The sequence below is a fragment of the Paraburkholderia phosphatilytica genome (assembly GCF_003443895.1).
GTDB classification, from domain to species: domain Bacteria; phylum Pseudomonadota; class Gammaproteobacteria; order Burkholderiales; family Burkholderiaceae; genus Paraburkholderia; species Paraburkholderia phosphatilytica.
The window spans coordinates 64,292-79,342 of record NZ_QQOA01000023.1; the positions used below are offsets into that span (position 1 = coordinate 64,292).

16 protein-coding genes are annotated in these 15,051 nt (G+C 64.4%); 7 read left to right on the forward strand and 9 right to left on the reverse strand.

Annotated elements, in window-relative coordinates; translation table 11 throughout:
• Positions 1-29: 29 nt before the first annotated feature.
• The 5 genes from tssE to DVS29_RS22910 form a co-directional block, all read right to left on the reverse strand.
• Complete coding sequence (gene tssE / locus DVS29_RS22890; protein ID WP_118182797.1) at positions 30-512, reverse strand: type VI secretion system baseplate subunit TssE; 483 nt, start codon at positions 510-512, stop codon at positions 30-32.
• Between the two features lie 85 nt (positions 513-597).
• Positions 598-1,101 (reverse strand): Hcp family type VI secretion system effector, encoded by a 504-nt coding sequence (locus tag DVS29_RS22895; RefSeq protein WP_118182798.1) that lies wholly within the window; start codon positions 1,099-1,101, stop codon positions 598-600.
• A gap of 78 nt (positions 1,102-1,179) precedes the next feature.
• A complete protein-coding gene (gene tssC / locus DVS29_RS22900) occupies positions 1,180-2,673 on the reverse strand; it encodes a type VI secretion system contractile sheath large subunit (RefSeq protein WP_118182799.1) in 1,494 nt (497 codons plus the stop codon).
• 24 nt (positions 2,674-2,697) lie between these two features.
• Entirely contained in the window at positions 2,698-3,246 is a 549-nt protein-coding gene (gene tssB / locus DVS29_RS22905; protein WP_118182800.1) for a type VI secretion system contractile sheath small subunit, read from the reverse strand.
• Positions 3,247-3,300: 54 nt separating this feature from the next.
• Complete coding sequence (locus DVS29_RS22910; protein WP_118182801.1) at positions 3,301-4,023, reverse strand: hypothetical protein; 723 nt, start codon at positions 4,021-4,023, stop codon at positions 3,301-3,303.
• A gap of 312 nt (positions 4,024-4,335) precedes the next feature.
• On the opposite strand from DVS29_RS22910, the gene tssJ reads away from it, so the two are divergent.
• The 4 genes from tssJ to DVS29_RS22930 all read left to right on the forward strand — a co-directional run bounded on the left by tssJ (position 4,336) and on the right by DVS29_RS22930 (position 9,699).
• On the forward strand, positions 4,336-5,058 hold the full coding sequence (gene tssJ / locus DVS29_RS22915; protein ID WP_118182802.1) for a type VI secretion system lipoprotein TssJ: 723 nt from the start codon (positions 4,336-4,338) through the stop codon (positions 5,056-5,058).
• 115 nt (positions 5,059-5,173) lie between these two features.
• The gene (gene tssK / locus DVS29_RS22920; protein WP_118182803.1) at positions 5,174-6,529 is read left to right on the forward strand and encodes a type VI secretion system baseplate subunit TssK; all 1,356 of its coding nucleotides are present in this window, start codon (positions 5,174-5,176) and stop codon (positions 6,527-6,529) included.
• Complete coding sequence (icmH, locus tag DVS29_RS22925; RefSeq protein ID WP_118182804.1) at positions 6,526-7,311, forward strand: type IVB secretion system protein IcmH/DotU; 786 nt, start codon at positions 6,526-6,528, stop codon at positions 7,309-7,311. The genes tssK and icmH overlap by 4 nt, the downstream gene beginning before the upstream one ends.
• A 501-nt stretch (positions 7,312-7,812) precedes the next feature.
• Positions 7,813-9,699 (forward strand): ABC transporter ATP-binding protein, encoded by a 1,887-nt coding sequence (locus DVS29_RS22930; RefSeq protein WP_118182805.1) that lies wholly within the window; start codon positions 7,813-7,815, stop codon positions 9,697-9,699.
• Between the two features lie 137 nt (positions 9,700-9,836).
• Here the strand turns inward: DVS29_RS22930 and DVS29_RS22935 are convergent, their stop codons facing one another.
• On the reverse strand, positions 9,837-10,349 hold the full coding sequence (locus DVS29_RS22935) for an OmpA family protein (RefSeq protein ID WP_118182851.1): 513 nt from the start codon (positions 10,347-10,349) through the stop codon (positions 9,837-9,839).
• A gap of 179 nt (positions 10,350-10,528) precedes the next feature.
• Between DVS29_RS22935 and DVS29_RS22940 the strand changes: the two genes are divergently transcribed.
• On the forward strand, positions 10,529-10,891 hold the full coding sequence (locus DVS29_RS22940; protein ID WP_338069343.1) for a hypothetical protein: 363 nt from the start codon (positions 10,529-10,531) through the stop codon (positions 10,889-10,891).
• Here DVS29_RS22940 and DVS29_RS36970 read toward each other — a convergent pair.
• A complete protein-coding gene (locus tag DVS29_RS36970) occupies positions 10,881-11,120 on the reverse strand; it encodes a hypothetical protein (protein ID WP_124800687.1) in 240 nt (79 codons plus the stop codon). The genes DVS29_RS22940 and DVS29_RS36970 overlap by 11 nt on opposite strands.
• Positions 11,121-11,472: 352 nt before the next feature.
• Between DVS29_RS36970 and DVS29_RS37390 the strand changes: the two genes are divergently transcribed.
• Together DVS29_RS37390 and pdeM are read left to right on the forward strand one after the other, a co-directional pair.
• Entirely contained in the window at positions 11,473-11,610 is a 138-nt protein-coding gene (locus tag DVS29_RS37390; RefSeq protein WP_164707969.1) for a hypothetical protein, read from the forward strand.
• Positions 11,610-12,278 carry a ligase-associated DNA damage response endonuclease PdeM gene (pdeM, locus tag DVS29_RS22950; protein WP_118182808.1) on the forward strand — a complete coding sequence of 223 codons (669 nt, stop codon included), beginning with the start codon at positions 11,610-11,612 and terminating at the stop codon, positions 12,276-12,278. The genes DVS29_RS37390 and pdeM overlap by 1 nt, the downstream gene beginning before the upstream one ends.
• Positions 12,279-12,314: 36 nt before the next feature.
• Here the strand turns inward: pdeM and DVS29_RS22955 are convergent, their stop codons facing one another.
• Together DVS29_RS22955 and glgA are read right to left on the reverse strand one after the other, a co-directional pair.
• Positions 12,315-13,115, reverse strand: a complete 801-nt coding sequence (locus DVS29_RS22955; RefSeq protein ID WP_118182809.1) for a phytanoyl-CoA dioxygenase family protein — start codon at positions 13,113-13,115, stop codon at positions 12,315-12,317.
• A 117-nt stretch (positions 13,116-13,232) separates the two neighbouring features.
• A complete protein-coding gene (gene glgA, locus DVS29_RS22960) occupies positions 13,233-14,819 on the reverse strand; it encodes a glycogen synthase GlgA (protein WP_118182810.1) in 1,587 nt (528 codons plus the stop codon).
• Positions 14,820-15,051: the final 232 nt, after the last annotated feature.

Here is a 15,051-nt window from a genome sequence, read left to right on the forward strand (position 1 = left end):
ACCCCGATACTCCGCTAAACCGCTAACCGCTACAGCTTCGCGCGTGCGCGCGTCACCGAATACTGCAACGTGGACGGTTGCAGCATCGCGTCGAAACTCACCGGTTCTTCCGCCGGGTGAACCACCAGCAACGCCTGGATCGCGAAATTCAGCGCGTTGGTGGACTGCTGGTCGTTCAGTTCGAGCGTCACCACGACCTGCCGCAGACGCGGTTCATGGCGCGTGATCGCCTGCTGGATCGACTGGCAGATGAATGTGCGATCGTAGTGACTCGCGAGGCTCAGGCCCGCGAAATCGTTCAGCCCGTACGTCAGCACCGATTGCCGGCATTCGGGCAGCATCGCGAGTTGCTCTTCCGTCAGCGCGATGCGCGTGTTGAGAATCGACTCGACGTCGCGCGCGACGCTGCTTTTCAGCTCTTCCAGCGACCATTGCCGCATCGCCGCCGGAGCGGGACGATGCGGTTCGTCGTCGAACAGCTTGTCGAGAAAGCTTGGTTCGAAGCGTTTCATCAGGCGTTGGGCGAAAGCGCGCCGGCAAGGCGCACAGGTGTACTAAGCGTACGGTGAAAACCTGCGCGCGCTGCCGGCGCGAATCTCAGACCGCGTAGGTCTTGTCGTTCTTCGTCAGGCTCCACGCGCCCTGTGCGTTACCGCCCTGATTGCCGCCGATATTCTGCTGCGTGTACTTCCACTGCACGGCCGCGTACTTGAGCGAAAACTGCTCGGTCGGCAGGCCCTCGCCCGCGACGCTCGGCGACACGTTCGAGATGATCACGTACTTCAGCTTGATCTCGAGGTACTTGATGCGGTTGCCCTCGCCGTCCGAGCGCATGAAGTCGACCGTGACTTCATCGAACGTCGTGCCGCCCGACGCGTGCTGGTACAGCAGCGGGCTGACGACGTCGATGTCTTTCGTGAACACCATGTCGCCATGCTCGCAGCGCTCCGACGTGTGACCGCCGGACGTCGAAGCCGTTGCCGAACGCGGCTGCGTGATGCTGTGGCTCCACGAATCGAACTCGATCCAGCCCTGATGGTCCTTGTCCTGCGATTCGCCCTTGATCGCAGGATTGCCGAACTTCACATATCCGTCCTTCATGCCGCTGACTCCCCAAAGAGGTGGTTTGAGTGCGCCCCGGACGGCCCCCCCGCCGGGTAACGCACCTGCTTCACTTGTTTACGCGTTTGCCGGTTTCGGCAGATCAGCGACGAGCCGCAGAGAAATGGACAGCTCGTCCAGCTGGAAGTGCGGCCGCAGGAACGCGACCGAACGATACGATCCGGGCTTGCCCGGAATTTCCGAAACCTGGATCGACGCCTCGCGCAGCGGAAATTGCGCCTTCTGCTCCTGCGTGGCGTTGTCGTCGAGCAGCACGTACTGCGAAATCCAGCGGTTCAGGAACACCTCGACGTTCTGCGCGGACGCGAAGCTGCCGATCTTGTCGCGCATCATCGCCTTCAGATAGTGCGCGACGCGCGACACCGAGAAGATGTACTGAAGCTGCGCGGACAGCACGGCATTCGCGTTCGCGCTGTCGGTGCTGTATTTCTTCGCCTTCTGCACCGACTGCGCGGCGAAGAACGCCGCATAGTCCGAGTTCTTGCAGTGCACGAGCGGGATGAAGCCGAGGTCGCTCAGTTCCTTCTCGCGGCGATCGGTGATCGCGATTTCGGTCGGGCACTTCAGCGCGATTTCGCCGTCGTCGGTCTTGAACGTATGCGTGGGCAGATCTTCGACGAGACCGCCGCCTTCCACGCCGCGAATCGCCGCGCACCAGCCGAAATCGTCGAACGCGGCCGTGAGGCGCGCGGCGAACGCCCACGCGGCGTTGCACCACAGATACTTCGAGTGGTCGGTGCCGTCCACTTCTTCGACGAAGTTGAAGCCTTCAGCGGTGGCGCCGTCTTTCGGGTTGAACGGCAGACGGCCGAGGAAACGCGGCAGCGTCAGGCCGACGTAGCGCGAGTCTTCGGAATCGCGGAACGACTTCCACTTCGCGTATTCGACCGTGTCGAACACCTTGCCCATGTCGCGCGGTTTGCCGAGATCGGCGAACGATTCTAGCCCGAGCAGTTCCGGCGACGACGATGCGATGAACGGCGCGTGCGCGGCCGCCGCGACGTGCGCCATCTGCTCGATGAAATACATGTCTTCCGGCTGGCGCGTCACTTCGAAATCGCCGATCAGCGCGCCGAACGGCGCACCGCCGAAGGTGCCGAATTCTTCTTCGTACACTTTCTTGAAGAGCGCACTCTGGTCGAATTCGACCGCGGTCTTGAAGTCGCGCACCAGATCTTTTTTCGGCGCGTGAATCGCGCGGATCTTGATCGTCGAACCGGTATTGCTTTCCTTGCACAGGTAATCGAGCCCGCGCCACGTGCCTTCGAGTTTCTGGAACTGCGGCGCGTGCATCACCGCGCTCAGCTGCGCGGAAATCAGCCGGTCGAGTTCCGCGACGCGGGCGTCGATCGTGGCCGACAGATTGTCGGACACCACCATCGTGCCTTCCAGCACCTGATTCGCGAGTTCCCCGATCAGGTCTTTCGCGCGCGCGTGTTCCGACTGGGACTTGGCTACCTTGCTCTTCTCGACGATTTCATCGAGCAGCGAGGTCGTTTCCACACCTTGCTGTGCGCCCGCGAGCTGGGCCGCTGCCGTTTGCTGGTTCATCTGATCCTCTCGACCCGTGCGTCGTTATTCGGCCTGTCCGTCCTTGCCGTCCTCGTTGCCGCCCGCCGGCGCGCCGCCGTGCGAGCCCTGCGCGAGCGCCTGCACCTGCTGCGTGTTCGACAGCACGTCGCTCAGCAGATCTTCGAGACGGTCGTTGCCCGCGAGCTTGTTGCGCAGGTCGGCGAGCTTCGAGCGCGCTTCGAGCAGACGCCGCAGCGGTTCGATCTGCGCGACGACCTCGTCCGGATTGAAGTCGGACATCGACTGAAAGCGCAGATCCACCGCGAACTTGCCGCCCGCGTCGGAGAGCCGGTTTTCCACCTGGAACGCGGCGCGCGGCTCGATCGCTTTCATCACGTCGTCGATGTTGTCGCGGTCGATGCTGACGAACTTGCGATCGCGCAGCTTCGGCTGTTCGACTTCCGACTGTCCCGCCAGATCGGCCACCACACCGACGACGAACGGCAGTTCCTTGACCTCGATCGCATCGCCGCGCTCGACTTCGTACGTGAGCTGCACGCGCGGTGGCCGCACTTTCTGCAGGCGCTTCTGGATACTCTCTTTCTTCGCCATCGTCGGCTCCCCTGTTTTGTTGGCGTGTGGTTGGCGTGTGGTTCGCCTGTGCCTTCAGCGCAGCGCGCTGAACGGATCCGATGCGCCGCCGCTTTGCGCCGCCTTGGCCGGAGCCTTCGCGGGTGCGGCGGGTGCGGCAGGTGCTGCGGGCTGAGCGGGTGCAGCCTGCAACGCCGCGGCCGGACTGCTGCCCGCCGACGTGGCCGGCGAAGCCGATGCTGTCGTCGCGCTCGCTTCGGCCGGCGCCTTGCGCACGACGTGACGCACGATGCGGCGCTTCGGCGGCGTCTGCTTCTCGACCACTTCCGGCGGGAACAGCGTGTCTTCGCCGAGCGTGTCGCGCAGCTGCTGCGCGAGCGCCTGCGCGTCGGAACGCGCATCGCCCTGCAGCGACGAATCCTGCCGCAGTTCGCCGAGCGACTGCGTGGCGACCCGCAGGCCCGCCACCGCGAGCACGCTCTTCGCGCCGCGATCGCTCTGGTCGCGCTGCAGCGCTTCCTGCGCGGCGACGATGGCCTGACCGTAATGCGCGCGCTGGAACTCGATCTGCGCGATGCGCGCCCACGGTTCCTCGCGCGTCGGATCGGCTTTCGACAACTGCTGATAGAGCGCGATGGCGCGATCCTGATCGCCGCCCTTCGCGACCGTATCCGCATCGGCCAGTTGCTTGTTAAATGTTTCCGGAGTCATCGCCGTGTTATTGCCCTGCGACGCACAGCCCGCAATCGCGCAGGCCAGCATAACCCCAGATAGTTTTACCAGAAGCCGCTCTTTCATCGTTATCACCGACAGGCAGTTTTTTAATTCGGAAGAAGTACCGCGTTTTTGCTTTGGATTAGATGCGCGGGTATAGTACAGGCCAATTTTTGATAATTCAACATTCATCATTCGGGCAAGAAATTATTTCCGACTGCTTTAAATCCGTTTTGAAGATGAGTAGTTTTTTCCTGGAGCGGACCGGGACAACGCGCCTGTGTGAGATTGCCGATGGTGTGGCTGTCACATTCAAAACACATAGTTCTGGCCGCCTGCAGGGTTGATTGAACGCATGATTCACCGGGGAGACGGCCCACGTGCCGGTCGTTTTAAATGAAGTCACGCTTTATTCATTCGGCATTGAAAGGACCATGGATCGGCACCGATAACCGCGCACTGCGCCGCCGGTCCATTCGCGCGTTATTCACCGTATTGCCACGTACTGCCGCATTCCTGCGCATCGCCGTGCCGGCGCTCGCGTGCGCGGCGCTGCTGGGCGGCTGCGCGGCCGGCGTGTCGGTGCTCGGCGCGGCTGCGTCGACGGCCTTGCAGGCCGCCGGCATCGGCAAGCCGGACGTGCCCGACGCGCAGAAACCGCCGCGCAACCTGCCGGTCACGCTATTCGCCGCGCCCACCCTGAATGCCGGCGACGACAACCGGCCGCTCGCGCTGGTGGTGCGCCTCTATACGTTGAAGGACCCGACTTCATTCCAGCAGGCGCCATTCGATACCTTTACCGATCCGGCGAAGGAAAAGACCGTGCTCGGCAGCGATCTGCTGAGCGTGCGCGAAGTGACGCTGATCCCGGGCCAGCGCTATAGCGCGACCGAAAAGGTTTCGCGCGAGGCGCAGGCGTTCGGGGTGGTCGCGCTATTCCGGGAGCCCGCGCCGCAGCGCTGGAAATTCGCATTCGATCCGGCAAAGTCGGAGAAATCCGGCATAATGGTCGGCCTGCATAACTGTGCAATGACGGTGACAGGCGGCACGGTCATCCCGGTTGAACAGGGATTACCACCCCAGTCGCTCAACATGCTGTCGTCGGTGAGCTGTCAATAAAAGTGTCACTTAACCCTGATTTAACAATCCGGCGCCGGCGGATGCGGCAAATCGGCAAGCCCGCATTACCCTCGCATTGCGCTCATCGCTATCCGCACGATAAAACAGGTCCGATATGAGTTATTCCGCCAAGGTGCTCTGGGGGGAAGGTCTGTTTCTCAGGCCTCAGCACTTTCAGCGTCAGGATGCCTATCACGAGGCGCGTCTGTTCGAGTCGATCCAGGCGATCGAGCCGTACAACTGGGGCGTGCGCTCGCTCACGGTGGATCGCGATGCGCTCGGCAGCAATGTGCTGCGCCTCGCCGAACTGTCGCTCGTGTTTCCCGACGGTGCGCTCTATTCCGCGCCGCAGGCCGACCAGCTTCCGCCGCCCGTCGCGCTGGATACCCTGCCCGACGGCATCAACGAGTTCACCTTCTATCTCGCGATGCATCCGGTACGCGAAACCGGCGCGAACTACACCGACGGCAGCGACGCGAACGGCTCGGGATTCGTCGCGCGCTATACGAGCGAACAGCGGCCGGTGGCCGACCACTTCACCGACGCGGCCGACGCCGACGTCACGTTCCTGCGCACCAGCGTGAAGCTGCTCGCGCACAGCGAGCCGCGCGACCAGCTGCTGTCGTTGCCGCTCGTGCGCATCCGGCGCACCGCGACCTCCGGCTTCGAAGCCGACGATTCGTTCGTGCCGCCGTGTCTCGCGGTGGGCGCGTCGTCGTTGCTGCAGCAGCGGCTGCGCCAGCTGATCGACGCATTGCAGGCGAAGATCAACGCGCTGTACGGTTTTCACCGCGAGCCGACCAAGAACATTATCGAGTTCCGTTCGGGCGACATCGCATCGTTCTGGCTGCTGCATACGGCGAATACCGCGTTCGCCGTGCTCGCGCATCTGTACCAGCATCCGTCGCTGCATCCCGAGCGGCTCTTCGTCGAACTGCTGCGGCTCGCGGGGCAGCTGATGACGTTTTCGAAGGGCTATGCGCTCGGCGACCTGCCGGCGTACCGTCACGACGATCCCGGTCCGCCGTTCGCGCGGCTCGACACGATGCTGCGCGAGCTGCTCGAAACCGTGATCTCCACGCGCTACTTCCAGATCGCGCTCGACGAGGTCCGCCCATCGTTCCATGCGGGTCGGCTCGATTCCGGCAAGATCGACGACAAGACGCAGTTCTTCCTCGCGGTGTCGGCGAACTTGCCCACTGTGGAGCTCGTCGAAGCGGTGCCCGCGCGTTTCAAGGTGGGCGCGCCCGACGACGTCGACAAGCTGGTGCTGTCCGCGATGCCGGGCGTGCGGCTCGTGTATACGCCGCAGGTGCCGCCCGCCATCCCGGTGCGTCCCGGCGCGTGCTACTTCTCGTTCGAGCCGCGCGGCGCGCTGTATGAACGCATGCTGCAGGCGCAATCGGCCACCATCTACGCACCCTCGGGCATCGATGATCTGAAGCTCGAACTGATCGCGGTGACATCATGAGCCAGGCACCTTCACTCTTCGGCGCGCCGGCGCCGTCCGCCGCACTGCCGATGCAGCACGCGTCGGACCCCGGCTATCAGGTCCGCTCGCTGCTCGACCTGCTGTACGACGGCTTCTTCATGCTGTTCCTGCTGAAGAACGGCCGCGAGCCCGACGATGCGGCCAGCTTCAGCGCGAGCATCCAGCAGTTTCTCGGCGACTTCGAGCGCGGCGCGAAAAAACTCAACGTCGCCGCGGACGACATCTACGCGGCGAAATTCGCGTTCTGTGCCGCGATCGACGAGTCGGTGCTGTCGTCGTCGTTCCGGGTCCGCAACGACTGGGAGCGCCGGCCGCTGCAGCTGACGCTGTTCGGCGAACAGCTCGCGGGCGAGAAGTTCTTCCAGTACCTCGAGGAATGCCGCGCGCAGGGCGCCGTGCGTCTGCAGGCCCTTGAGGTGTTCCATATGTGTCTGCTGCTCGGTTTCCAGGGCAAGTACATGCTGGAGGGCCCCGAGAAGCTCGCGTATCTCACCGCGCGTCTCGGCGACGAGATCGCGCACATGAAGGGCAAACGCGCGGCGTTCGCGCCGCACTGGCCGTTGCCCGACCAGATCGCACACCGGCTGAAACGCGAGGTGCCGCTGTGGTCGATCGGCGCGGTGTTCGCGCTCGTCGCGCTGCTCGCGTACGTCGGGCTCAGCACGTGGCTGCGCGACACCACGATCCGTTCGCTCGCGCCGTACTCGCAGCTTGTGAAAGTCGGGCCTGAGTCGGCGAATCTGACGATTTCATTGCCGTGAACGTGGCGGTGAACTCTCGCTTCAGCGAACTGAACGCGCGTTGCGCTCGGTTCGCTCCTCAGCTCGCTGCCCGGTTCGCTGCTGTGTAGTCGGCTGTCGATTCATCGCAACGATCTACGGGGCGGCGCTGGCAAGCGCCGTCACTCGCTGCTATCATTCGCTGACTGGGCAAGCGCCCTTTCGCTTCAAACTTTCTCATCCATCATCACCCGCAAGGAGGCGTCAAATGCATGCAACGTTTATCGCGCTTTCCGGCATCGTCGCCGCGGCGGGTGGTATCTCCGGCATGGGTCCACGCGTTCCACGCTTCTCGCTGAAGCAACGCTGACGGGGTCACCCGTCTCCACGTGGTTCGCAGTGCGGCGCACTGCCTGTAGTCGTTCCAGATAGTCCATCGTTCGTTGTCGTGCCTGCCGTCATCCGCGGCGCGCACGGGCTATCGCTCCCTTCATTTTCCTGAATGGATAGTTTCGTGGCGTCGCGCGCCGCGGGCTTCGGCAAATGACCAAGAAGAAATTCGATTTTGGCGCCCAGGCGTTCAAGAACGTACTGGGTTTCACCGTCCAGCATTGGCGCAAGCAGCCGATGCGGATCGTCGCGATCGCAACGCTCGCGCTGCTGTCGGCGTTCGCGGATATTCTGACGCCGCTCTTCTCCGGGCGCCTCGTCGATGCGCTCGCCGCCGGCTCGCACGGCGGTGCTGCGCGGGCACAGGCATGGCACGACGCGGTGACGGCGTTCGGCGTGCTGATCGCGCTCGGCCTCGGCGCGACGCTGCTGCGGCAGTTCGTGTTCCGCAACATCATCGTGCTGACGCTGCGCATGATGAGCGAGATCGCCGCGAATGCGTTCTTCCGCGTGCAGCGGTTTTCGACCGACTGGCACGCGAACAGCTTCGCTGGCTCGACGGTCCGCAAGATCACGCGCGGCATGTGGGCGCTCGACCTGCTGAACGACACGCTGCTGATCGCGCTGCTGCCGTCGCTCGTGATGCTCGGCGGCGCGACGCTGCTGCTCGGCCTGCACTGGCCGCTGATGGGCATCGTGGTGGGCGTGGGCTCGCTGCTGTACGTGACGGTGACGGTCGCGCTGTCGCTCGGCTACGTCGCGCCCGCCGCGCGGCTTGGCAACCTGTGGGACACGCGCATGGGCGGCGCGCTCGCCGACGCGGTAACCTGCAACGCGGTCGTCAAGGCCTTCGGTGCGGAAACGCGCGAAGAGGTGCGTCTCGACCGGGTGATCGCGAAGTGGCGCAAGCGCACGCGCCGCACGTGGACGCGCGGCACCACCAATGGCGGCGTGCAGGGCGGCATGCTGGTGCTGATGCAGACCGCGATGCTCGGCGCCGCGCTGTGGCTGTGGATGAACGACGAAGCGAGCGTCGGCGACATCACGTTCGCGCTCACGATGTTCTTCATGCTGCAGGGCTATCTGCGTGAAGTCGGCATGCACGTGCGCAACCTGCAGCGTTCGGTGAACGACATGGAAGAACTCGTGCTGCTCGAACGCGAGCCGCTCGGCATCGACGACCGGCCCGGCGCGCGCCCGATCGACATCCGCCATGGCGAGATCCGCTTCGAGCACGTGACGTTCAACTACGGCAAGCAACCGCGACCGCTGTACTCGGACTTCTCGATGCGCGTCGCGCCGGGCGAGCGGATCGGACTGGTCGGCCATTCGGGATCGGGGAAGACGACGTTCATCAAACTGATCCAGCGTCTGTACGACGTGAACGATGGCCGCATCCTGATCGACGGGCAGAACATCGCCGACGTCGAGCAGGCGTCGCTGCGCCGGCAGATCGCGATCGTGCAGCAGGAGCCGCTGCTGTTTCACCGCTCGCTCGCGGAGAACATCGCGTACGCGAAGCCGGGCGCGACGCAGGCCGATATCGAACGTGCGGCGCGGCAGGCGAGCGCGCACGAGTTCATCTCGGCATTGCCGCACGGCTACGACACGCTGGTGGGTGAACGCGGCGTGAAGCTGTCGGGTGGCGAGCGTCAGCGCGTGGCGATCGCGCGGGCGTTCCTCGCGGACGCGCCGATCCTGATTCTCGACGAGGCGACGTCGAGCCTCGACAGCGAGAGCGAGGTGCTGATCCAGCAGGCGATGGAACGGCTGATGATTGGACGCACGACGCTCGTGGTTGCGCACCGGCTGTCGACGGTTCGCGCGCTCGACCGGCTGCTCGTGCTCGATCGCGGCCGCATCGTCGAGGAAGGCAGTCACGAGAAGCTGATCCGTCTCGACAACGGCCTGTACCGCCGGCTCTTCGAGCGTCAGGCGCTCGAACTGGCACGCGGGCTGCTGAACGACGGCGCGGCCGAAGCGGCCAGCCGCAAGGACGAAGCGATCGAGGACGACTCGACGCTGCTCGCGGGCGAGTAATTCCGCTGCCACGCGTCCGCGAGCGGTCTTTCAGTTCAAGCGGGTGGGTTTCGGAAGACCGGGCCCCACCCGCTGTCCCTCTCGCCCGCTGCCCTGTTCAGCCGTTCAGCCGTTCAGCCGTTCAGCCGCCTAGCCGTTCATCCGCGCGGTTTGCCGAGCACCGAATCCACCGATTCGCCTTCGATCACGATCTCGGTGCGGCGATTGCGCGCACGGCCTTCGGGCGAGTCGTTGCTCGCCACCGGGCGGTCGAACGCAAAGCCATGAACGGTCACGCGGCTCGCCTTCACGCCGCGTGCCTCCAGCGCCTCGGCCACGATCTGCGCGCGCGCCTCGGACAACTGCTGGTTGTACTCGCGCGTGCCGACGTTGTCCGTGTGCCCTTCGACCAGCACCGGCTTGCGGCTGCGACGGATCAGCACGACCGCGCGGTTGATCGCGACGCCGGAATCCGCGCGCAGCACGGACTGATCGAAGTCGAACAGCACCTTGTCCGGCAGACGGACCTGAACGCCGTTCTTCGTCTGCGTCACTTCGATGCCGGCGCCATGGTTGAGCGCGTCTTCCTTGCTGCGATCGAGCGCGGTCGAACAGCCGGTGAGCAACAACAGCGAAAAGGTGAGCGCCGCCAGCGGGATGCGTGTCTTCATGATCTTGAACGGTATGTGAAAGTGGGAACGGGGATGTTTCGCCGCGCTGTTCATCAAACTGATGAGGCGGGCGGCGGATTGTGCGTCTTCACGTCAACCCTGTCGCCGCACCTTTACCTTTGTTCACATAACCGTCGACACTAAAAGCGATTTAGTGAAAATCTGTCGAAGTTTTTTCGATGGCCATTCGATTACTTCGTTCTACTGAGTCGCACGTCTCCTATGATGAGATGATGTCCATTTTTCATCCGCTTTCGCCAGGAGACCACACCATGAGACTCACGTATGTCGCCGCGCTCTGCTGTGTCGTTCCGCTGTTTTTCGCAGCCACGCCGGTGCGCGCACAGAATGCGGCCGACGCTTCGGCGCAAGGCGCCAGCACCGATCCGATCGTGAAGATGCATGAGCGGATCGCCGCCGCAAACCAGGTGTACGAGCGCAAGGTGGCCGCCGCGAAGAAGGTGTATGACCGGCAGAAAGCCGCTGCGGCGAAAGAACGCGACGCCGCTGTGCAGACTGCACGCTATGGTGTCAATGAGTGATGAGGTCCGCCGAATGGCGCGGTGATTTCGATCTCTGAACGGCGCACTGAATTTGGTCGCCGTTCAGCTTCCTGCGCTTCAAGATTTTGCCGTTCAGTTTCGCCGTCCTGTCGCGGCCGTTCAATGCGCTGCGATTCACTGCACTGCGATTCATTGCGCTGCCATTCAGCCCGCTGCCGTTCAATGCGCTGCGATTCAACGCGTTGCCGTTCAACCTGCGGCTATACATTTCGCTGCCGTTCGGTCTTCCGCGATTCAATCTCCCGCCGTTCAACCTTCTGAAGCTCAACGCTTTGCACTTCAGAAGTGCGCTCGTTCATTCACGTAAGTGAACTCCGGATGAAATCCGTCGCATCCATCAGCGCCACCTAAGATCACGATAACGAGCGCGATGCGGCCGAAAAACGTGGCATGAACGATGCTTGGCGCATGACGTCGTTTGCGCGACATCGTTCACTCGCGATCCGCAAGCGGATTCGCAAGCGGGTCCGCAACCAGATTCGCAACCCGAACCCCTGCGGCATATCGCACACGCCGCGCGGAAATCGGCGACACTGAGCGTCTGCCACGTCTGCTGTCCCATGACCGCCCCGATCGATCCAGACCGCGAAACCGTCGGCAGCGGAAAGTCCGCTGACGCCGATGCGACCGACATGTCGCCGCCGCAGCAGCGGCGTGCGCCCCGCCCGTTCGTCGAACGCGACAAGGCAGCGCGCTGATGGCATTTCAGACCGTCACCGTCGACGTCGCCGGCTATCCGCTGCAACTCTCCGCGCTGCGCGCCGCGTTCGACCAGCATCTGAAGAGTCTCTTCATCGCCGACGCGCATTTCGGCAAAAGCACCGTGTTCCGCGCGCGTGGCGTGCCGGTGCCCGCCGCTGCGACCGCTGAAGATCTCGCGCGCCTCGATTCGCTGATCGCCGCGCACCGGCCGGAGTCGATCGTATTTCTCGGCGATCTGCTGCATGGACGCGAATCGCTCGGCCGCGACACGCTGGACGCGCTGCTTGCATGGCGCGCGCGCCACGCCCAGTTACGCATCGTCACGGTGGAAGGCAATCACGATCGCACGGCGGGCAAGCTGCCCGCGTCGCTTCGGGTCGAGACCGTGCCGGAGCCGTGGCCGTTCGGTCCGTGGGCGCTGTGCCACTACCCGCAGGTGATCGAAGACGCTTACGTGCTGGCCGGTCACGAGCATCCGGTCTACGCGATCTCGACGCGCGCGGACCCGGCGCACGTGCCGTGCTTCCGCTTCGCGCCGCGCTATGGCGTGCTGCCCGCGTTCAGCACGTTCACCGGCGGCTTCGTGGTCAACGATTCGGCGGACGAAGCGAGCATCTACGCAATCGCGCAGAACCGCGTGATCGCGATACGCGACCGGCTATAAATGTGAGCGCGCCGTCAGCCGCCCACAAAACCCCGCTCAATAAGCGAAATTCCGGTAACTCTCATCGAACGTGCGCGGCGTCGCATCGACCTTCGGCATGAAACGCAGCAGCCGCTTCGCGCGCGGCGGCAGCGCATCGAATACCTGTCGCGGCACCGCGATGCTCACCTCGGGGCGGAAATACCACGCGCGGCTATAGCCGATCACGACCATCGGGCGCGGCTCGCCGATATGGTTCGGCGTGCCGCGATGCAGCCCGCGCACGTCGCGGATCATCACGTCGCCCATTCGCATCGGCACACGCTCCGCGGCGATCTCGCCGGCTTCGAGCGCGCGCAGCGCGTCGTCGCGCGACATCCGGTGCGTGCCGCGCGTCGTCTCGAGCGAGCCGTTGCGTTCGTCGACGTCGACGAGCGGGAAATTCACCGCAAGCTGGAACGACGGCGTTTCCGCGAAATCGTCGAAGAGCGGCGGCGTATCGCGATGCCAGTCCTGGAAACCGGAGCCTTGCACGGGCGTATCGGTGGCGAGCTGGCACATCACCGGGTCCGCACCCGCGATGCGCTCGACGATGCTCACGATGTCGTCGTCGCAGATCACGGCTGGGTCAGCGAAATCGCCTTCGAACGGCAGCGTCACGTAGTAGCGGCCCGGTCCGCGATTGCCGTTGCCGCCCTCAGCGTGTGAGGCGCCGATATGCGGCGCGAGCAGCGGCGCGAACTGCTGCTGCCAGCGGTGCATCACGTCGACAGGGAAATGATCCGGCAGCAGCACGAAGCCATCGCGCTCGAACTGTTGCGCAAGCGCGTCGCGCGACGCGTCGTCGTAACGGGGCATGCGTGTCTCCGGTAATCGTCGTTGTCTTCCGACTATACCGAAGTCCCTTTCTTCGCGACGCGAACCGCGGCAGCGAAAGCGGCCCTGAAAACAGGCGTTATCGAATCAGCGCGCAAATCACGCACTCATCGCGAGCCCGGCATCCGGGACGATAGCGGTAGCGCCAACCGTCTCGCGTTGCGCACGCAACGCCGACTCCACGCCTTTCGCGTCCTTGCGACGACGCGCGGTCACAGGCCGCGTCTCCGTCAACGCCGCATACAGCTCGCCATAGCGCGCAACCGGACGTCCCCAGCCCGAGTCGCGTTCCATCGCATTGCGCTGAAGCGCGTGCCACAGCGACGGATTGCCGAACGCATCGAGCGCGCGGTCCACGGCCTGCACCACGCCGTCCACGCTCTCGCGCTCGAACAGGAACCCGGTTGCCGCGCCATGCCGGCCATAGTCGAGCGAGTAGTCGCGGATCGTATCCGCAAGCCCGCCTACACGCGACGCGATCGGCACCGTGCCGTAGCGCATCGCATAGAGTTGCGTGAGGCCGCAGGGCTCGAAGCGGCTGCCGTGCAGCAGCATGTCGGCGCCCGCATGCAGCTGATGCGCACGCGCTTCGTCGTAGCCGATATGCACGCCGACGCGGCCGCGCCATTGCGCGGCCAGCGCGATGAGACGCTGTTCGAGCCGCGTCTCGCCCTCGCCCAGCACCGCGAACTGCAGCCGCGGATGCTGCACGAGCATTGCGGGTATCGCGTCGACCACCACGTCCGCGAGCTTCTGCTCAGTGAGCCGGCTGCCGATCGCGACGAGCGGCGCGAACGGCTCGCGCTCGAGCCCGAACATCTGCTGCAGCGCGCGTTTGCACGCGTGCTTGCCGCTCACGTCGACCGCCGAATACGAACGCGCGATCAGCGGATCGATCTCCGGATTCCACACCTCCATGTCGATCCCGTTCGTGATGCCCGTCACCTTGCGCGCGACCGATTGCAGCACGCCTTCCATCCGGTGACCGAAACGCGGCGTCATGATCTCGTTCGCGTAGCGCTCGCTGACCGTCGTCACGCGGTCCGCGTGCACGATGCCCGCCTTCATCAGGCTCAGCTCACCATAGAACTCGATGCTGCGCTCGTCGGTGAGCGCGGGCGCGAGCAGCTCGGGCGGCACGCCGATCCAGCTGCCCATCGCGAGCGGGAAATTACCCTGAAACGCGAGGTTGTGGACCGTGAACACGCTGCGCGCGCGCACGCCGCCAAGCTTCAGAAACAGCGGCGTGAGACCCGCATGCCAGTCGTGCGCGTGCACGACGTCCGGACGCTTGATGCCGCGAATGCCGCGCGCGATCCGCGCCGCAGCCGCCGCCAGCGACGCGAATCGCACCAGATTGTCGAGATAGTCGCGGCCGCCCGGGTCGCGGTAGAGTCCTTCGCGTTCGTACAGATGATCCATCTGCAGCAGCAGCACCGGCAGGCCGCTATCGGGCATCTGCGCGCGGATCAGCGTCGCGTCGCCGCCCGGCAGTCCCGCGAGCCGGCCCACCGGCGTCTTGCCAAGCGCGCGACGCAACGCGCCCGGATACGCGGGCATCAGGATCGACACTTCGACGCCGGCATCGCGCAACGCGGCGCCATAGGCGCTGACCATGTCTCCGAGCCCACCGCTCTTCGCTAGCGGTACGGCTTCGGACGCAACCATCAGGACGTTGAGCGGCAAGTGCACTCCGGCATTCAGGAGAAAAGCGAATGACGCGAGCCTGGATGTCGACGACGCGGCGTCGACATCCAGGCTCGCGCCGCGAAGTCGGTGATACAGGTCGGTGCAACAGGAAGATGAAACGGAAAGCCAACGCACAGGAGCAAAGCCTGTGCCATTTGACCTCGCGCATGTGAAGCGCGGATGTCGTGCCGAGCCGTCTCGATGACGGCACAGCAAAGCAGAGGGGCGA